This is a genomic window from Methylobacterium sp. GC_Met_2, from assembly GCF_026540795.1.
GTDB lineage: Bacteria > Pseudomonadota > Alphaproteobacteria > Rhizobiales > Beijerinckiaceae > Methylobacterium.
The window spans coordinates 1-18704 of record NZ_JALNUM010000114.1 but is presented as its reverse complement, the minus strand read 5'-3'; the positions used below and the strand labels follow the sequence as shown (position 1 = coordinate 18704).

Below are 18704 nucleotides of genomic sequence, written 5' to 3'. Positions count from 1 at the left end.
GTTCCTTCGCGGCGCCCGTGATCCGGTCCGTGTCGACCATGTCGTTCTCCTGTCTCTTGGTGTCTCGAAAGGATGGCCCGATCGGACCATCCCGCGGGAATGTCAGCCGCGCTCCGGCCCGGTGGGCTTGGATCGACCGGCCTTGGGGGTGTCGGCGTCCTTCTTCTGACGCCGGCCCTCGGCCTCGACCCGGGGATCGCCGGTGAGCTTGCCGAGGGCTTCCTTGACCGAACCCTTGAGGTGTTCGGCGGAAGTGGAATTCTTGTCTTCGGCCACGGTCATTCCGTATCGTTCGAGAAAACCCTGCACCGAAGCTGAGATGATCAGCTTGCCTCTATCTTCAATGGTCATTCTATACTAGTAAGTAGTTATTTTGTTCCCGATACATGCGAGGGAAATCCATTTTCACGCCCCCAAACGACGGCCTCACTGCGTTTGTGGACGCCGATCTTGCGATAGAGCGCAGCGCCGTGATTGCGCACCGTGTTGCGCGACAGGTCGAGCTTGCGCGCGATGGCCGCGTCATCGAAACCAGCGCAGATCAGGTTCAAGATCTGCCGCTCACGGGCCGTCAGGTTGATGGTGGCCGCGTCGGAGGTCCCTATGTTCGGCCTGCGCAGGTTGGCGAGCTTCTCGATCAGCCCACGGCTGAACCAGGAGGTGTCGGCCATCACCGTTTCGATCGCGTCGAACAGCTCGCGCTCGGTGTGCTTGCGGTCGGTGATGTCCTGCATCACCAGCAGCGCGAACGCGTCGTGGTCGATCTCGATGCGCTCCGCCGAGACGAGGCAATCGAGGCTCGCCCCGCTCCCGTGGCGGAGGCAGACCTCCGCACCGAGGAGATAGCCCGTCCGCTCCAGGGCCGCCTCGAAGTCGGTCCGTTGCCGGTCACTCAGCCACAGCCCAGCCTCGTCCAGGCTGCGACCGACGATGTCGTCCTGACCCAGGCCGAACACGCGGGTGAAGGCTTCGTTGACCCCCGTGACCCGGAACCCGTCGGCCCGCGCCAGCACGGTGGGGACGGGTGTGAGGCGGAACGCCTTTGCGAAGCGCGCCTCGCTCTGGCGCAGCGCGATCTCCGCCTTCCGCCGCAATTCGAGGTCGGCGAATGTGAAGAGCATGCAGGGCTCGTCCCCCATCTCGATCGGCTGGCCCGCCACGATCACGAAGCGGCTGCCCCCGTCTGGCAAGCGCAGGCAGGCTTCCATCTGCGGGATGGTGGCGCCTTCCTTCAGGCGCGTAATGGCGAGGTCGCGGTTACGTGCCTCCGCCAGTACGTCCACCTCGTAGGCGGTCCGGCCGATCACGGCATCGCGGGTGAAGCCGGTCATCTCAAGGAAGCCGGTATTCACCTTGACGTGGCGCAGATCCGACAGGCGCGTGATGACCGCTGGGGCCGGATTAGCATTGAAGGTCGTCTCGAACCGCTCCTCGGCCTCGAACTGATCGGTGACGTCCTTCAGGATCAGTGCGAGACAGCTCGGTTTGCCCTCGCGGTCCGTGGCCACGAGGCTGCGCAGGGAATGGACGAAATCCTGTTCGGGCCGGTCGGCGCGCCGGACCTCGACGACGACGTCGTGGAACCGCTCGCCCGCCACGACCCGCTCGATCGGGTACTGGTTCGGGGTGACGTGGTTGCGGTAGCGCAGGCGGAATCGCTCACGGTACGCGTCGACCGTCGGTCCGAGTTCGTCCAGGCTGCCGGCGCCATGCATCGCGAGCGCGGCATCGTTGGCGTAGGCGATCGTCTGGTCGGGTTCGACCAGGATCACGCCTTCGCTGAGGCCGGCGATGATCTGCCGGAGTTCGTGCCTGTCGACGCCCGCCGTCACGACCCGCATCGTCCTTTTCTATCGCCTCTGCCCGATCGGCAGCGACGCAAGAACAGATTGCGCGCAAGCTGGTTCCAAAATTTATGTTAAGATCCTGGTATACGCGTATCATTGAACTCGGGACCGGCGACCAAAGATTGATGCTCGACGAAGCCCATGTGACCGGCAAACGGTCCTGGGCGCCGACATCCAAGCGATGGTGAGTTCAATCGCGTGACCCATGTTGCCGAAGAATTCCGCGTGCCCGCCGCTCACGGAACGGTGATCTCGATCGCGAGCGGCAGGCTCGGACGAGAACTACGGGATTATTACCCAGAAGTTGAATCCCTCGATGACGGATCGCCTCTGTCCGAGGCACTGCTGCGCCTGTCCGAGGCGCTGGATGCGGCCGAAGCGCGATCGGGAAACAGCTTCGCGGCCGACCTGATCGCCGTCTTGCCCGACCTGCGTCGCTACGCGCTGTCGCTGAGCCGCAACGCCACCGAGAGCGACGACCTCGTCCAGTACACATTGCTCAAGGCCTGGGAGCACCGCGCCAGCTTCAGCCCCGGAACCCGTCTGAAAGCGTGGCTCTTCACGATCCTGCGCAACGGCCATCTCAACAGCCGGATGAAGCATCGCCGCGAAGTGCCGGACCCGGAGGGCACGTACGCGGCCGGTCTGTCGAGCCTGGCCGATCAGGAGCACCGTCTCGACGTGCGGGATGTCCAAGAGGCGCTCGACCGCCTGGAGCCCGCCCAGCGCGAGGCGCTTCTCCTCGTCGCGATCGAGGACCTCTCCTACGAGGCCGCCGCCGAGCGAATCGGCTGCCCGGCCGGAACGGTGAAGAGCCGGGTCAGTCGCGCGCGGAACAGGCTCGCCGTCGAGCTCGGAGAAGCCTGAGCGACGCAGCCGGACGCAACGCCGGCACGCGCATCACCAGACGAGACGGACGATCCCCACACACCACGAAACGGAGGCGCATCCATGAGAAGTCGTTACCGTCTCGCAGGCATCCTGCTCGCGGCCTCTCCGGCCCTGGCGCAGTCGCCCGAGGCGGTCACGGGGATAGCGGGCACCCGGAACGACAACCTGAAGGCGAGGTCCGTTGCTCAAGCGCCCGGGACGCCGCAGCTGTCGCGCAAGGACGGCCGCAAGCGCGATTCCGTGATCGATACCGGCACGGATCAATGCCGGGCCGTCCCCGATTCCGTCGACCTCGGCTTGGACCCGACCGACACGGAGTCGGCGGCCGTGGGAACGGGTCCCTCGCCGCATCCGTACCGGCGCCGGTCCCGAGGACCATCACAAAAGTCAAAGATGACCTGAACCTCAGAGACGCTTCCAAAGGAGAACGACCATGGGCCATGACCTGAAACGCCGTACCGCCGCCGAGTTCTTCGGCACCTTCTGGCTCACCTTCGGCGGCTGCGGCGCTGCGGTGCTCTCGGCCGCCTTCCCGGAACTCGGCATCGGGTTCGCCGGCGTCGCCCTGGCCTTCGGGTTGACGGTGCTCAGCATGGCCTATGCGGTCGGTCACATCTCCGGCGGGCACTTCAATCCTGCCGTCACCCTGGGCCTCTGGGCTTCGGGCCGCTGCGCCAACAAGCACGTGGTGCCCTACATCCTCGCCCAACTCATCGGTGCCGTCGTTGCGGCGGGCGCACTGTATCTGATCGCTTCGGGCAAGGCGGGCTGGGTCCCCAAGGGCTTCGCCTCGAACGGCTACGGCGACCTCAGCCCCGGCAAGTACGGGCTCGCGGCCTGCCTCGTAACGGAGGTGCTGATGACCTTCTTCTTCCTGATGATCATCATTGGCTCGACCTCGAAGGGTGCGGCGAGCGGCTTTGCCGGCATCCCGATCGGCTTTGCTCTCGTGCTGATCCACCTCGTCTCGATCCCGGTGACCAATACCTCAGTGAACCCCGCCCGCTCGACCGGCGTCGCGCTGTTCGCCGGCAGTGAGTACGTGGCGCAGCTCTGGCTGTTCTGGCTCGCGCCTATTGCGGGGGCCATGATCGCGGGTGCCCTGGCCAGGTGGCTCTACGAGGACACCAAGATCGTCGACACCGTCGTGGTCGAGCGGCGCGCCGCCTGAGAGCAGAGTTCGAGATAGTAGGAAGGCCGGGCGCAGGCATGATTTCGGATGCGCCCGGCCCGTCGTTGGTCCGCTTCCGGACTGGTGCCCGATCCAAGCCGCGGACGGCCCCGATTCGTGCCAGATACGGATGCCGGCGATGATGAAAGCCGGCGCCTTTCAGGCCAGCGCGTGTTGGAAACGGGTCCTGGAACAGGCAGGGCCGGCCTTGGCGCGGACGAGATCGAAACGGGCCCCCTCCCCTCTCTGTCATCCACGGCTCAGTCCGGAATGATGGGAGGGATGGCGCCCACGATGACCTTCGATCTCCACGGCACACCGCAGGCCGAGAATCCTCGCGCTGTACGGTCCATCCGTGTTGATGAAGCTCACGATGCTGGGTCACGACCTCGAAGCGTCGCGCGCCGTGGGCACATCCGCGTCCACGGATGAGCTGTCTGCGCGTCTGCAGGCATACGCCGCCATCATGAACCAGCAGGAACGACGGCGCGCCTTCGCCGAGGCCGCTGCCCCTCCCCGACGCAGGCCGGCGGCCGATCCTTGCTCTGAGGAGGCGCGGCCATACCGGCTCGAGTCTCACGACGACATGACGAAAGCCCCGGCCGCTTGTGAGCGACCGGGGCCGGCGTTCAGACGGTCCTTCGCCTGTTATGGGCAGGGATGACGGAAGCCGTCATAGCCGAGATAGGTGCCTGAGGCCGGGTCGTAGGAGGCATAGCGCGACGCGCAGTAGGCCGAACCGCGCACAACCACCGGACGGGCGTAGACGACCGGCGCGGGAGTCTCGTAGACCGCCACGGGCCGCGCTGCGCTATTCGCCGCCGCCGAACCGATCACGGTGCCGGCCGCAAAGCCGAGAAGGCCTGCGCCGACCGCGGCGCCGACACCCGGGCCTCGGCGGTAGCCATAGCCACCGCGCCATCCACCAAATCCGCCGCGGTGCCAGCCGCCGCGGTGCCAGCCGCCGTAGCCGGGGCGGAACTGGGAGTAGGACACCGGAAGGGTGCCGGCCTTCAGCGCATCCATGGCCTTGCCGGCATGGGCTGTCTCGGCTGCCTGGGCAGCGGGAGCAGCGAGGCTGGCCAGAACGGCCAGCGCGGCGACGCCGATCTTTATCCTCATCGAATGGCTCTCCATCGTTTGGGCGCAGATGCCTGTGTCGGCAGCCACATGAACGCTACGAACAATAGAGAGCCGTCACCGTTCCTGGGTCGGCGATACGTTTTGGTTTCCAATGTGTGTCTAGATCGGATAGAGCTCTGGCGTCCCGTACTATCCCGGCCGTTCCATCCGGCTTCAATACCCCATCAATCTGCACAAAGACATGGACTCGGTCGTTCTCAACACAGGGCCTTTACGGCCGCCGACGATTCAGCCTTACCGGTATGGCTGAACTGCCAGCCAGGACTGTCCCAGTACGCTCCCCCTTCGTACGGACCCGGGTTGGTCCGATGTGGGGAATAGCGCCGCCGCATCGCAGTCTGCCGCACACGCGAGGCACCCTCAGCCTCGTACGCCGGTCGATCAGGCCGGCCCATGCTATCCCCCCGGCGCGACGGTGTTTACCGGCTCCGACACGCGTTGAGCCCCGCAAACGGCCGGATGAACTGCATTGCAAGTGCGTCCGGTTCCGGCAGCGTCGGGCCCGGCACCTCCGCGCCGTCGTTCAAGCAACATTCATTTCGGAAAGGAAGACGGCAGCCGGTCGATGTCCTTCCGAATGACAGCCTACACCAATCGAAAGCATGTGAAGTCATAAAAATATGCCCAGACCCCTCTTCATAACGGAACGTGAGCACTTACATCGCAGTCGCGGCGATGATGCCGCCGAGGAATGATCACAATGATGAAGCGTGTCGCCATGGCCGCTGTTGCGGCGAGTGCCCTTCTGGCCGCCGGTCAGGCTGCCGAGGCGAAGGGTTGCATCAAGGGTGCCATCGTCGGCGGCATCGCCGGACACTATGCCGGGCATGGCGTGCTCGGCGCCGTGGGTGGGTGCGCCGCCGGTCGTGCCCTCGCCAAACGTCAGGCCGAGCGTCGGCAGGTCGCCCCCCCCGTCAACACGGGCAGTGCAGTCCGCCCCGGCCGGGGCGCCGGCGGTTACGTCAGCTACTGACGCAACGGTGGCGCCGCGCGGATGCCTCCGCCACCTCCGCCACCGAGGGACGGCGTCCCGGGTGCTGGGGTCAGGGATGTCGTGATCAGGGGACTCAGCGGCGCGTCGGCCGGCCACGCGCGGCCCGGCCTTCGGGCAAACGGCCACATGGCGGGCGGCTCAAGGCGCCCGATCTACCGGTCTCCCTTCAGCATCGCGCCCCACGGTTCGCATGGCCCACATCCTCGTCATCGGTGCCAGCCAGGGCATAGGCTTGGAGACCGTGAAGGCGGCCCTGAGCGCAGGGCATCGCGTCCGGGCCTTTGCCCGCTCCGCGAACAGGATGGAGCAATCGGCCCCGAACCTGGAGCGCTTTTCCGGGGACGCCTTGAACCGGCACGACGTCGAGGTGGCACTCGATGGCGTCGACGTGGTGGTCCAGGCGCTCGGCGTCCCCGCGCGGGACTTGCTCGGGTCGGTCCGGCTGTTCTCGGATGCGACCGGCATCCTCGTGCCCGCCATGGAGAAGGCCGGTGTCCGGCGACTGCTCGCGGTCACCGGTTTCGGCGCTGGCGACAGCCGCGACGCGATCAGCCCGTTGCAGCGCCTGCCCTTCCGGCTGGTCTTCGGACGCGCCTACGACGACAAGGACGCCCAGGAGATGCGCATCCGCCGCAGCACACTGGACTGGACCCTGGTCCGACCCGGGGTGCTGACAGGCGGACAGGCGACCGGGCGGTACCGTGTCCTCGAAGACCCTGCGTCGTGGCGAAACGGGCTGATTGCGCGGGCCGACGTCGCGCTTTTTATCGTCGAACACGTCGAGGATGCGCGCCAAATCGGCAAGGCCGTCGTTCTGATCGAGCGGGCCCTCCCCTTCTGAGGCCGGTCGGTCGCGGCGATCCCGTTATCGGCCAGGGCGGCATCACAAACCCCAGGGCGAGTGCCGGGCCGCGTAGTGCCCGTGGGAGGCGTTTGCCAAGGCATCCGGACGGCTGAGGCCGACCTTGCAGGGGCGCGGCTGTACGCCTAATATGACCATAGTGGTCATGGAGCCGTCTCATGCAGGAAATCCAGCTTCGCGACGCCAAGGCTACGCTCTCGGCGGTGATCGATCAGGCCAAGCAGGGCGAACCGTCGATCATCACGCGCCATGGCCGGCCCGAGGCCGTGCTGCTGAGCTTCGCGGAGTGGCAGCGGCTGTCGCAGGTCCCGTCCTTCGGCAGGCTCCTCATGGCGGCGCCCATCACGGACGACGACCTCCCCTCCGCTTCCGGTAGGTTGAGAAGCGCCGAGTTCTGACGCCGTGTATCTGGTCGATACCAACGTCCTGTCGGCCGGCGCGCCGACCAAGGCCGTTCCTGCTGTCGAACTGATCGACTGGATGGACCGCAACAGCGCCGACCTCCACCTGTCCGTGGTGACCATCGCGGAGATCGAGGATGGCATCGCGAAAAGTCGCAGGGATGGTGCTGCGCGGAAGGCGGAGCGGCTCTCAGAGTGGCTTGAGGTCGTCCTGCATCTGTATGCGGCTAAGGTTCTGCCCGTCGACATTCCAGTCGCTCGGCATATCGGGAGGCTGTCCGACGTGGCGCGCGGACACGGGCACGCGCCGGGCTTTGCCGATCTTGCGATCGCCGCCACGGCTCAGTGTCATGGTTGGACGGTCCTCACCCGGAATGTCCGGCACTTCACGCCGCTCGGCGTCGCTGCGCATGATCCCTTCGACACCGTGCCGCCGGACGTGCGCTCCGCGAGTTCTCCAACGCGCCAGCCATGATCGGCGGTCGCGCAGCAATCGATTTCGACAAGACGCGCATCAGCTGCCGCTGATGGTCGTTCCGCCGGAGGGGCTCGCCGCCCGGATCCCGCAGGATTCGATCGACGCTCCAAGATGGACGGCTCCGGTGAAGGCGTAATCGTCCGCCGGCATCGTTCTGCCTATCAGCACCCTGATCCTGAACGTTATCCGGCGACAGTCATGCGCGCCTGATGGTGCATCTGAAGTGACTATCCCGCCCCTCTTACCGCAGGACGGCAGTCGTTTATTTGGTTCGCATCGCCGTTGCCTCCGCGCCTGCATCCGTCTCCACATCGAATTGACCGGATCGGAGCGAAAAACCTGCCGCTCCTCCACGGGTATCAGCATCAGGTTGGCCGCAGTTCGCAGTTGCGCCGACCGCCCTCCCCGCTTTTGCGCCGCATCGGCACGTATGGGGATGGACTTGGCTTGCGTCCCCGTCTCGGCGGCGCTCGATCGTGCGGGCATGACGCCGGTCCGCGAAGGTTGCGGCCAGTCACCCACCAGAGCCCCCTCCCCGTGCCATTAGATACGCGCAGGCCAGCCCCAGGATCGTCATGGTCGACACGGATCCGCGGGATTCCTGCTCTCTATCCGTGGAGCGATGAGATCCATGCCTCTCACCCTCGCCTCCGGCGATCGCACGAAACGACAGGTAAGCGCAGGTCCGAATCCTGATTCTGCGCGCGACCATCTCATTGCCGCACCGCGAGCGAGCCAAGCTTCGCCCGGTTCAGGGCCTGCAGCACCGGGCCGAGGCTGTATCGACCCGCTTTCTTGCGCTCCACGAGTGAGCGGAGATAGCCCCCCGGACTGCTGATCCGCTCAACCCTCTGCAGGATCGCCGCTACGGTGATGGCTGCAACGTCCTCGCCCATTTCAGTCCGTGCTTCCCGCCACGCATGGGGACTGATGCCCATGGCTGCCCGGGCAAGGTCCGCGACCGAAATGAGTTCGTTCCAGGTTCGGATCTCACCGCGTGCGTAGGCTTGAATATCCGGGCAGGCGTCGAGCACAAACCCAAGTGGGTAGGTCGCTCGAACCCTCGCGGCATCGACCGCCGGGCGGTCGATGATCGGACCCGCCGCTACGGCCTTCTTCTCCTCTTCCCCGGTAGCTTTTTCATAATCAGGAGACTCGGGATTTGAACTCTGATTGTGGCGATCATTCTGCGCGGCATTGCCGCTTGATTCTGCTGTTTCCCAATGTGCCGACAACAACTTGCTCAGATCGGCCCGCAAGTCAGCCAGGCCCGCTGCTGCAGCCGATAAGGCATCGCTGGACGGGGATCTCGGCAGGCTGTCGAGAATGGCGCGGTAACGGCTGCGGAGCGGCCCGGCCGATGTTGTGCCGCCTTCTACCTCTTCCAGAGCCAGGATCAGCTTCGCGCAGTCGCGACGCAAGAGGGTCACCTGCTCACGGGCGACGCGAAGTGTTCGTGCAGCCTCTCGGATTGCTTCGGCGAGGACTGCGAATTCACAGGCGCGGGCAACCAACGGCGACAAGTCGAACCCGAAGGCCTGGGTGACAGCTCCGGTCTGGCCGCGTCGGACGTAGCGCTTCCCATTCGGGCTGTCGCGCCGGATCACGATGCCGGCTTCCACCAAAGCCGCGAGGTGCCGACGAAGGCTTGCTTCCGCCATGCCGTGCGCTCTCAACGCCAGGGCCGTGTTCGACGGAAACACGACGAGCTCGCACCCCTCCCCGGGGCTCAACGTCGTTTCGGGATGGAAGGTCAACAGGGCATCCAAGACCGCGAGGGCGCGGTCGGAGAGTCCCAGGGCCGAGCGTGCGGCGGCAAGATCGCGGAAAACGGACCACTTGTTCACGGTGGTCTCGTTTGGACAGCCGGCCGCCTGCGCCTGCGCGTGGAATTGCGCAGCCGTCAGCGATCGCCGCCCGAAGGGCGTCGTGATGTGCAGGCTCATGGTGTGGCCGAGCACCGGGCAAAGTTCGGACGTTCGCCGAATCGACGTCAAAGTGCTTGACGATGTGCCGGGAGATGTGATTCTCTACGCTTGCTTAGGACGAGAGAGGGTCTTCCGGACGCGGTTCGGGGGGCCCTTTCTTTTTGCGGTGTTCTCGTCTCCTTTCGTTCGTGTGGCGGGTCGGGTTAGCCCTTGCTCTGCCGATAGGCCGCAAGGATCTCGGGAAGCCGGTCGAGGACATAGTCCGCCAACCCAGGCTCAATCTTTTCGTCGAAGGCGAGCGCAACGCGGTCGGCTGAACGCTCGACCCGGGCCAGCTTTCGACCGTGTTCGTCCTTCCAGATCTCGGCCTTCGGCCTGCGCTCCTGTTTCGGCGCAACGGCAGCGAAGATCGCTGCAAACCGTTCGTCCGTGTTCTTGGCTTGGAACGCGGGATCACCCAGGATCTCAGTCAGGGCAGGGCGGCTCGCATCCTTCACGCGCTCGGCCAAGAGCATCCAGCGCGGGCGGCCCGCCGCGGGAGCAGGACCGATCGCCTTGAGGATGTCCTCCGGAACGCTTCGGGCCACCGAGATCAAGGTCGAGAGATCGCCCTTCCCCACCCCCATGGCCGCGGTGATCGTCTCGCGGGGAAATCCGTGTGCCTCCAGACGCAGGGCGAAAAACGCACGCTCGATGTAGCTGAGGTCGCGCCGCTCGAGGTTCTCCTTGCCTTGGGCAATGACGAGCTCAGCATCGGTAAGCGGCCGCACCACCGCGCGCACCGGTCTCTCGAGGAGCTGGGCCGCGCGTGTCCGCCGTCGGCCGAATGCGATCTGATAGCGGCCAACGGCGGTGGGGTGAGGGCGGACCAGCACCGGCACCTGCTGGCCACTTTCCCGGATACTCTCCACGAGCGCGCCGAGGCTGGCATCGTTCGCATCGTCCACCCGGTCGGCAATGAACGAGGCATCGATGAGCTTGGGGTCGAGGTCGATGACGGCCGAACCCTGCTCCAGAGCGGCGGCGGCATCCGCTTTCGCGGCCAGCCCACGCAGGGTGTTGCTCATCGCGCCGATGGCGCCACTCCGACGACGCTCCGGTGCCTGAGATGGGGGAGGGGGGTTTGCAAGTGCAAACTCATCGTTGGACTCGCCCGGGTTTGCATCTGCAAACTGCTCCGGGCTTGACGCCGGCTTAGGGGTCGCCCGGGAGCCGAAGAGCGCGTCGAGGTTCGATCGGCGGCTCATGAACGGCCCCACGCCAGTCGGATCAGCCCCTCGATCTCGCTATTGACCGCATCCAAAGCCTCGAGCGCCCGGTCGTAGGTCGAGCGCGTGATCCCCTCTCGGCCGATCTCGTAGAGAGTCTGCTTCGACAGCCCCGCGTCGGACACCGCCGAGGATTTCAGCATCGGCGCGGTCAGCACCGCGTCCTCGAACAGCGTGCGCAGCATTCCGACGATGCGGGTCTGCGGGGCGTCGTGCTGTTCGTAGCGCGTGATCAGGTAGCGCAGCCAGTCGTATTGAAGCCGCCCGCCATGCTCGGTGACGACGCCAAGCAGATCCTCCGTCATGGCCAGGAACTGGCTCATCGAAGCGACGTCGAGCATCTGCGGATGCACGGTCACCAGAAGCGCCGACGCCGCACAGAGAGCCGATAGCGTAAGGTACCCCAGCTGCGGCGGGCAATCGATGACGACCACGTCGTACTGGCTCTGGACCGATTCCAGCGCTTGCGCGATGCGGTCGAAGAACAGCGGTTCGCCGGGACGGCGCTCGCTGAGGGCGCGCGGCGTCTCGTGCTCGAACTCCATGAGTTCGAGGTTGGCTGGCACGAGGTCGAGGCCTGTAAAGTAGGTTCGGCGAATGATCGCTTCGAGAGGACGCCGTTCCGCGTCGTAGCGGATTGCGCCGTAGAGCGTCTCGTTCTCGCCGACCTCCAGTTCCGGCTGGACGCCCAGCAGAGCCGACATGCTGGCCTGTGGATCGAGGTCGAGCGCAAGGACCCGGTAACCCTTTAAGACCAGATGTTGGGCAAGATGCGTCGTTGTGGTCGTCTTGCCGGAGCCGCCCTTGAAGTTCGCGATGGCGATGACCTGGAGGTGCTCGTTCTCGCCTCGCATGGGCTGATAACGACGACCGCCACGTGTTTTCTCGTCGAGATAAGCGCGAAGCCCATGGATATCGGCGAGACTGTAGGACCGCCGTCCGGTCGATGACACATCGGGTTGCGGACCATGCCCCTCGGATGCGAGTTGCTGAATCCGCGACACGGTCACACCGACGATGCGGGCCACCTCGGTGGAGGTGAAACGGCGCAGCGACTTCGCGGAACTGGGCGGAAAAAGCCCGGAGGAGATGGCCTGGAGCTGTTCGCGCAGCACCGCGGCGTGATCACCGATCATCGCGGCTGGCGATACGGGGGGAGGGGGCGCAACCGTGTGAGCCCCCGTATACTGGTTCATCCTCTCAGGCCTCGCTTGCAGAAAAAGCGCCAAAATAGCGGACAAACTGCAACTGACTGCAGACAGTCACGATTCGCAAGCGTGAGTCGAGTCCCAAATGGTGACTCGGCAAGCCCGACCGGAGATTGGGTTGTGGGCGAATCGGTTTGATGGTGTTTAGCCCGCCCGGTCGTTCGGTGGCTTTCCGACCTGTCAGAGCAAGGTTTTACCGCCGAGAAGCCCGTCCCAGCGCCCAATAAAGACGTCCCGACCGCCGAAACGCGCGACGATGCCGTTCCACGCAGCTGCACCGTGCGGTGCGCGACGGCAACGACGCGTGCACCGCACCGACTTCGCGATCGACCTGCCGCGCGGCAGGCGGCGTTTCGGGATCCCGTACCGGCGCTTGCCAGAAACCCCGACACCAGACGCGTGATGGACGCTTACGAAGGGACGCCTCGTCCGCGATAGTGCCCCGGGTTGACGACGCGATTGCAGTTATACGCGGCACAGTGCGACGGAGATCGAAACCACGCCCGAAGGTGTCGCAGCGGAGCTGCAACCGCGAAGGAGAGCTTTTTCGGAACTTGCGAACGCGCGCAGAACCGGATCAGGTCAGCGCTTGGAAAGCGGTGTAAAACAGGCTCTGCGTCGATCCTCTCCCATAGGGACACGGAGCCTTCAGGGAGCGCACTATGGCAGATCTTTCGGGCAAGACGGTCCTGATCACGGCGGCTGGGCAGGGGATCGGACGGGCGAGTGCGCTCGCCTTCGCGGCCGCCGGCGCTCAGGTCCACGCCACCGACATCAGCGCGTACGCCCTTGCCGAGCTGCGCGCCGACGGCCTCAGCACTGCGATCCTCGACGTGCGCGACGCGGCCGCCGTCGCGAGCCGGGTCGAGCGGATTGGTCGGATCGACGTGCTGTTCAATTGCGCCGGCGTGGTCCATGGCGGAACTATCCTGGAGATGCCCGATACGGATCTCGACGTCGCCTTCGACCTCAACGTCAAGGCGATGATCCGCACGATCCGCGCCGTGCTGCCCGGCATGATCGAACGACGCGACGGTGCCATCCTCAACATGGCCTCGGTGGCGTCCTCGGTGAAAGGTGTTCCGAACCGCTTCGCCTACGGGGTCACCAAGGCGGCGGTGATCGGGCTGACCAAGGCGGTGGCGGCCGATTACGTCGCCCACAACATCCGCTGCAACGCGATCTGCCCCGGCACCGTCGAGAGCCCATCACTGCAGGAGCGGATTCGGGCGCAGGGCGATTATGAGCAGACCCGGGCCGCGTTCATCGCCCGACAGCCGATCGGGCGGCTGGGCACGCCGGAGGAGATCGCCGACCTCGCGGTCTATCTGGCCGGAGCGACCTACACCACCGGCCAAGCCCTTGCGATCGATGGGGGCTGGACGATCTGATGCCTTCGCGTTGAAACTGTGCCGGATCGGTCGGCCCTCCGGGTCTTTCGCGTCGAAGCCGGTACGCCGCAGTCGAGGGATGGCGGCGCGAGGTCGATCCGTCCCCTTCGGCCCCGGAACGCGCCCGCCCCTGCGCCCCTTGCTTTCCCAGTGCCACGCCCGTGAGATAGGACGGCCAATCGCAGCACCCTCCGGTGAGCGGACATTCAGCAAGGGTCAGGATGCCATGGCGGCCAGGGACGAAGCGACGTGGCGCGTCGGCGTCCTGTTTTCGCGAAGCGGGGTCAGCGGCATCACCGAGACCGAGCATTTTCTCGGCACCGCGCTCGCCATCGAGGAGATCAACACCGCCGGCGGCGTGCTCGGACGCCCGATCGAGCCGATCTGCTACGATCCCGCCGGCGACACCGACGCCTATCGTGCCCTGGCCCGGCGCATGCTGGCAGAGGATGGGGCCGAGGTGGTGTTCGGATGCTCGCTCTCGGCGAGCCGCAAATCGGTCATGTCCACCGTCGAGCGGCACAACGGCCTGCTCTGGTACCCGTCGATCTACGAGGGTTTCGAGTATTCGGAGAATATCATTTACACCGGAGCGACCCTGAACCAGAACATCTTCGCGCTGTCCGACTATCTGTTACAGCAACATGGCTCGCGGATCTTCATGATCGGCTCGGACTACATCTATCCCCGCGAGTCGAACCGGGTCATGCGCGACTTGATCGAGGCCAAGGGCGGCACCATCGTGGGCGAGCTTTATGCGCCGCTCGACGCCGACGAGGCCGCCCACGGGGCGATGGTCGCCGAGATCCGGCGGGTCGGCCCGGACGCGGTGTTCTCGACCGTGGTCGGGCGCGGGGCAGAGCGGCTGTACCGCGCCTACGCGGATGCGGGGATCGACCGGATGCGCTGCCCGATCGCGAGCCTGACCCTGGCCGAGGGGCAAATCCACGCGATCGGCCCCGAGCGCTGCACCGGCCACGTCCTCGCCGCGCCGTATTTCGCCGCCTTGCCGGGCGACGAGAACGAGCGCTTTGTCGGGGCCTTCGCGGCCCGGTTCGGGCCTGAGCGCCCCACCAGCATGTGGTCGGAGACCGCCTACGCGCAGGTGCATCTCTTCGCCCGGGCGCTGGCGGAAGCCGGCACACTCGATGCCGCGCGGCTCGGTGCGGCGGCCCTGCGCCAGCGGTTCGCGGCGCCGGAGGGCGAGCTGGCCTTCGACGGCGAGACCCGGCACATCTGGCTCACCCCCGGCATCGGGGTCGCGCGGGCGGACGGGCAGTTCGACGTGGTCTGGCGGGGCCGCCGGCCGGTGCGGCCCGATCCCTACCTCGCGTGGTCGCGCTTCGAGACGAACTGGCTGGACGAGGGGATCGCCGCGTGAGCGCCCCCGCGCGCAAGATCCTGGACGACCTGCGGCGGGCGCGCGCCCTCGTCATCCACCCCCGCGACGAGGAGGGCGCCGCCCTGCTCGAGCAGTTGCGCCGCCTCGGCTGCGCGGTCTCTTTGGTCTGGCCGCCGCCTGCCGCGCTGCCGCCGGAGATCGACACCCTGTTTATCCAGCTCGACGACGCGCAGGTGATGCACCTCCTGCCGTCGATCGAGGAGGCGGAGCCGGCCGTCATCGCCATCGTGGCCTACGAGAGCCCGACCTCCCTGAAGGCGATCGCCGACGTGAACGCCCACGGCGTGCTCAACAAGCCGCTCCATCCCCGCGGCGTGCTGACCCAGTTCGCCCTGGCGCGCTACCGGCGCGGCTACGAGGGACGGCTGATCAGCAAGATAAACCGGCTGGAGGACACCATGAAAGGCCGCCGTACCGTCGAGAAGGCGGTCCGGCTGCTGGTTGACCTGAACCGGATCGACGAGGACGCCGCCTACAAGATGCTCCGGGACCGGGCCACCGCCGCCCGCGTGCCGATGGCGAGCGTCTCCGAGAGTGTGGTGGCGGCCCACGAGGCCATGAGCGTTCTGGGACTGCGCATCGCGTTGGCGGACAAGACCTGATCGCAGCAGCCTGCTGCTTTTATGGTCTTGCGGTCCGGAATGTAACGCGTATCCTAATCGGACCGGGCAAGGTTGCCCCGCAGCAGCTTTGCTGCACCACATCACGGCTTTGAAGCCTCTGGTTCGCGGATGATCCTCTCCGCGTCCAGGGGCTTTTTGCGTTTTGGAGCGTCCATGGTCCAAGCGAACGATCCCGCGCGCCCGCCGATCCGGGTCTCCTGCATCCAGTTCGCGCCGCAATTCGGCGATGTCGCGGCCAACATGGCCCACGCGACGGATATCGTCCGCGCCGCCGCCGCCGAGGGCAGCCGGCTGATCGTCCTGCCGGAACTCGCCAGCACCGGCTACGTGTTCGAGTCCCAGGCCGAGGCGCGATCCCTCGCCGAGCCGGTGCCGGACGGTCCGACCACCCGCGCCTGGGCGGCGCTCGCGGCCGAACTCAACATCTATATCGTGGCAGGAATCGCCGAAGTGGCGGGCGACACCCTCTACAACGCCGCCGTGATCGTCGGGCCGGAGGGCTACATCGGCACCTACCGCAAGGCCCATCTCTGGGACCAGGAGAACGTGTTCTTCGCCAAGGGCGATCTCGGCTTCCCGGTCTTCGACACGGCGTTCGGCAAGGTCGGCGTCGCGATCTGCTACGACGGCTGGTTCCCAGAAACCTTTCGGCAGCTGGCCCTCGGCGGCGCCGAGATCGTCTGCATCCCGACCAACTGGGTGCCGATGCCCGACCAGCCGGCGGGCGAGGCCGCCATGGCCAACACGCTGCACCGGGCCGCCGCGCATTCGAACGGCCTCTTCATCGCCTGCGCCGACCGGGTCGGCGTGGAGCGCGGACAGCCCTTCGAGGGCCAGAGCCTGATCATCGGGCCGAAGGGCTGGCCCCTTGCCGGCCCGGCGAGCCGCACGGAGACCGAGACCCTCTCGGCGCTGGTCGACCTCGACGCGGCCGGCCGCAAGGACCTCAACACGTTCAACTCGCTGCTGCGCGACCGCCGCACCGACATCTACGGCTGAACCGCAGACCCGCGCCCCGTCCCCCCACAAGGAGTTCGTTCATGGTGAAATGGTCCCTCCTCGGCGCCACCACGCTGGCGCTCGGCGCCACCACGCTGGCGCTCGCGGCAACGGCCGCGCAGGCCGCCGACAGCAAGCCGATCGTCATCGGCATCCCGATCGGCCTGTCGGGCGCCAACAGCGTCGTGGCGCCCTCGGTGGTGCAGTCGGCCGAACTCGCGGTCGAGGAGATCAACGCCAAGGGCGGCGTGCTCGGCCGCAAGCTCGCCCTGGAGGTGGCCGACGACGCCTCGGGGGCGGCGGGCGCCCAGAAGGCATTCGACAGCCTGATCTACCAGAAGAAGGTCGACGTCCTGATCTCCATGGAGACGAGCGCGGCCCGAAACGCCGGCCTGCCCGCCGTGACCAAGGGGAAGGTACCCTACATCTACACCTCGTTCTACGAGGGCCATTCCTGCAACAAGAACATGTTCGTCGATGCCTGGGTGCCGGAGCAGCAGGTCCCGCCGGTGGTGGACGCCTTCAAGGCGAAGGGCGCCAAGACCTACTTCCTGATCGGCAGCGATTACGCCTTCGGCCGCGGCATGCTGGGCTTCACCAAGAGCTACGTCGAGAAGACCGGCGGCAAGGTTCTCGGCGAGGAATACCTGCCGATGGACGGCAGCGACTGGACGGCGATCATCTCCAAGCTGAAGGAAGCCAAGCCTGACGCGCTGATCACCTCGACGGCCGGCGGCGCGCCGAATGTCACGCTGACGAAGCAGTTGCGCGGCGCGGGCGTGGCGCTGCCCTTCGCCAATCTCGCGCTGGACGAGGGCACCGCCAAGAGCATGGGCGCCGATGCCGACGGCGTCTACCTTTCGGCCTCCTACGTCACCGGGATCGACAGCCCAGAGAACAAGACTTTCCTGGCGGCGATGCAGAAGAAGTTCGGCGCGGAGCTGCGCACTCCGAACGACCTCTCGGTGCCGGAATACGAGGCGATCTACCTGTACAAGGCCGCCGTCGAGAAGGCGGGCGGGACCGAGACCGCCAAGGTGCTGGAGGCGCTGCCGACGGTGAGCGTCACCGGCCCGCGGGGCACGATCCGGATGAACAAACAGCACCACGCGCCGCTGACCATGTATCTCGGCCAGATCCAGAAGGACGGCACCGTGAAGGTCGCCGGCACCTTCAAGGACGTCGATCCCGGGGAGCAGTGCCCGAAGCTGCAATGAGGGGCGGGGGCTGAGGGATCCGCGCGTCTCCCTCCCCCCTCTGCGGGGGAGGGGGCGCAGCGGCCCGTGCCGTGCCTTTCTATTCCCGCGCACCCGGAATCCCCGATGCTGCTGACCCTCGACATCCTGACCACCGCGGCGATCCTGTTCATCGTCTCGATCGGCCTCCTGGCGATCTTCGGCGTGCTCAAGATCATCAACTTCGCCCATGGGGCGTGGCTGACGGTCGGCGCCTATTGCGCGGTGGTGACCGCCAAGCTCGGGCTCAATCCCTGGGCGGCGCTGCCGCTGGCCTTCGTGGTCGGCGCGGCGCTCGGTGGGCTGGCGGAACACTTCATCATCCGCCCGCTCTACCGGCGGCCGCTCGACGCGATCCTGGCGACCTGGGGGCTCGGCATCGTGGTCGGGCAGCTCGTCACCCTGGCCTTCGGCCGGGACGTCCAGATGACCCCGAACCTCTTCGCCGGCACCATCGCAATCCTCGGCGTCGAGTATTCCGCCTACCGGCTCGTTGCGCTCGGCATCGCGCTGGCGATCGGCCTCCTGTTCGCGCTGACCATCGAGCGGACCCGGCTCGGCCTCTCGGCCCGGGCGGTGATCATGAACGAGACGCTGGCGCGCAGCCTCGGCATCGACACCGGGCGGGTGCGCCTCGTGGTCTTCATGATCGGCGCCGGCTTGGCCGCGCTCGCCGGCGTGCTGCTGACGCCGCTCACCAGCGTCGATCCCAACATGGGCGTCTCCTGGCTGATCGGTGCCTTCATGCTGGTGATGGTCGCCGACGCCTCCTACCTCGCCCTGGCGGCGGCCTGCCTCGTGTTCGGCGCCGCGCAGGTCCTGATCAGCACCTTCGTGAGCCCGATCCTGGGCAGCATCGCCAT

19 protein-coding genes are annotated in these 18704 nt (G+C 66.5%); 13 read left to right on the top strand and 6 right to left on the bottom strand.

The annotated features are described in order from the left end of the window. Window positions 1-102 precede the first annotated feature (102 nt). Both OXS49_RS27025 and OXS49_RS27020 read right to left on the bottom strand, forming a co-directional pair. Entirely contained in the window at window positions 103-282 is a 180-nt protein-coding gene (locus OXS49_RS27025; RefSeq protein WP_244006481.1) for a CsbD family protein, read from the bottom strand. Window positions 283-368: 86 nt separating this feature from the next. Next, entirely contained in the window at window positions 369-1832 is a 1464-nt protein-coding gene (locus tag OXS49_RS27020) for a helix-turn-helix transcriptional regulator (protein WP_267427773.1), read from the bottom strand. A 213-nt stretch (window positions 1833-2045) separates the two neighbouring features. Here OXS49_RS27020 and OXS49_RS27015 point away from each other — a divergent pair, with 213 nt between their 5' ends. The 3 genes from OXS49_RS27015 (at window position 2046) to aqpZ (ending at window position 3909) form a co-directional block, all read left to right on the top strand. Then, complete coding sequence (locus OXS49_RS27015; RefSeq protein WP_267427772.1) at window positions 2046-2714, top strand: sigma-70 family RNA polymerase sigma factor; 669 nt, start codon at window positions 2046-2048, stop codon at window positions 2712-2714. 84 nt (window positions 2715-2798) lie between these two features. Further along, window positions 2799-3140, top strand: a complete 342-nt coding sequence (locus OXS49_RS27010; protein WP_267427771.1) for a hypothetical protein — start codon at window positions 2799-2801, stop codon at window positions 3138-3140. Between the two features lie 31 nt (window positions 3141-3171). Further along, a complete protein-coding gene (gene aqpZ, locus OXS49_RS27005) occupies window positions 3172-3909 on the top strand; it encodes an aquaporin Z (protein ID WP_267427770.1) in 738 nt (245 codons plus the stop codon). A 648-nt stretch (window positions 3910-4557) separates the two neighbouring features. On the opposite strand, the gene OXS49_RS27000 is transcribed toward aqpZ, so the two are convergent. Next, the gene (locus OXS49_RS27000) at window positions 4558-5031 is read right to left on the bottom strand and encodes a BA14K family protein (RefSeq protein ID WP_267427769.1); all 474 of its coding nucleotides are present in this window, start codon (window positions 5029-5031) and stop codon (window positions 4558-4560) included. A 724-nt stretch (window positions 5032-5755) separates the two neighbouring features. Here OXS49_RS27000 and OXS49_RS26995 point away from each other — a divergent pair. From OXS49_RS26995 to OXS49_RS26980, 4 genes are all read left to right on the top strand, one after another. Continuing rightward, window positions 5756-6025 (top strand): hypothetical protein, encoded by a 270-nt coding sequence (locus OXS49_RS26995; RefSeq protein ID WP_244006488.1) that lies wholly within the window; start codon window positions 5756-5758, stop codon window positions 6023-6025. 211 nt (window positions 6026-6236) lie between these two features. Next, a complete protein-coding gene (locus OXS49_RS26990) occupies window positions 6237-6887 on the top strand; it encodes an SDR family NAD(P)-dependent oxidoreductase (protein WP_267427768.1) in 651 nt (216 codons plus the stop codon). Window positions 6888-7066: 179 nt separating this feature from the next. Continuing rightward, a complete protein-coding gene (locus tag OXS49_RS26985; RefSeq protein ID WP_267427767.1) occupies window positions 7067-7306 on the top strand; it encodes a type II toxin-antitoxin system Phd/YefM family antitoxin in 240 nt (79 codons plus the stop codon). Window positions 7307-7310: 4 nt separating this feature from the next. Further along, window positions 7311-7784: a type II toxin-antitoxin system VapC family toxin gene (locus OXS49_RS26980; RefSeq protein WP_244006470.1), complete on the top strand. Its 474-nt coding sequence runs from the start codon at window positions 7311-7313 to the stop codon at window positions 7782-7784. Window positions 7785-8500: 716 nt separating this feature from the next. Here the strand turns inward: OXS49_RS26980 and repC are convergent. From repC to repA, 3 genes are all read right to left on the bottom strand, one after another. After that, window positions 8501-9733, bottom strand: coding sequence for a plasmid replication protein RepC (gene repC / locus OXS49_RS26975; RefSeq protein WP_267427765.1), 1233 nt, complete (start codon window positions 9731-9733; stop codon window positions 8501-8503). Between the two features lie 185 nt (window positions 9734-9918). Next, the gene (repB, locus tag OXS49_RS26970) at window positions 9919-10962 is read right to left on the bottom strand and encodes a plasmid partitioning protein RepB (RefSeq protein ID WP_267427764.1); all 1044 of its coding nucleotides are present in this window, start codon (window positions 10960-10962) and stop codon (window positions 9919-9921) included. Beyond that, on the bottom strand, window positions 10959-12119 hold the full coding sequence (repA, locus tag OXS49_RS26965) for a plasmid partitioning protein RepA (RefSeq protein ID WP_244006467.1): 1161 nt from the start codon (window positions 12117-12119) through the stop codon (window positions 10959-10961). The genes repB and repA overlap by 4 nt, the downstream gene beginning before the upstream one ends. A gap of 734 nt (window positions 12120-12853) precedes the next feature. Here repA and OXS49_RS26960 point away from each other — a divergent pair. From OXS49_RS26960 to OXS49_RS26935, 6 genes are all read left to right on the top strand, one after another. Beyond that, window positions 12854-13582, top strand: a complete 729-nt coding sequence (locus OXS49_RS26960; protein WP_267427763.1) for an SDR family oxidoreductase — start codon at window positions 12854-12856, stop codon at window positions 13580-13582. Window positions 13583-13808: 226 nt separating this feature from the next. Further along, the gene (locus OXS49_RS26955) at window positions 13809-14963 is read left to right on the top strand and encodes a transporter substrate-binding domain-containing protein (protein WP_267427762.1); all 1155 of its coding nucleotides are present in this window, start codon (window positions 13809-13811) and stop codon (window positions 14961-14963) included. Continuing rightward, window positions 14960-15586, top strand: coding sequence for an ANTAR domain-containing protein (locus OXS49_RS26950; RefSeq protein WP_267427761.1), 627 nt, complete (start codon window positions 14960-14962; stop codon window positions 15584-15586). The genes OXS49_RS26955 and OXS49_RS26950 overlap by 4 nt, the downstream gene beginning before the upstream one ends. Before the next feature lie 174 nt (window positions 15587-15760). Beyond that, the gene (locus OXS49_RS26945; protein ID WP_244006462.1) at window positions 15761-16606 is read left to right on the top strand and encodes a nitrilase family protein; all 846 of its coding nucleotides are present in this window, start codon (window positions 15761-15763) and stop codon (window positions 16604-16606) included. A gap of 41 nt (window positions 16607-16647) precedes the next feature. Further along, a complete protein-coding gene (locus tag OXS49_RS26940; RefSeq protein WP_244006461.1) occupies window positions 16648-17823 on the top strand; it encodes a substrate-binding protein in 1176 nt (391 codons plus the stop codon). Window positions 17824-17928: 105 nt separating this feature from the next. Beyond that, a partial coding sequence (locus tag OXS49_RS26935) for a branched-chain amino acid ABC transporter permease (protein ID WP_267427760.1) occupies window positions 17929-18704 on the top strand: 776 nt, incomplete at its 3' end.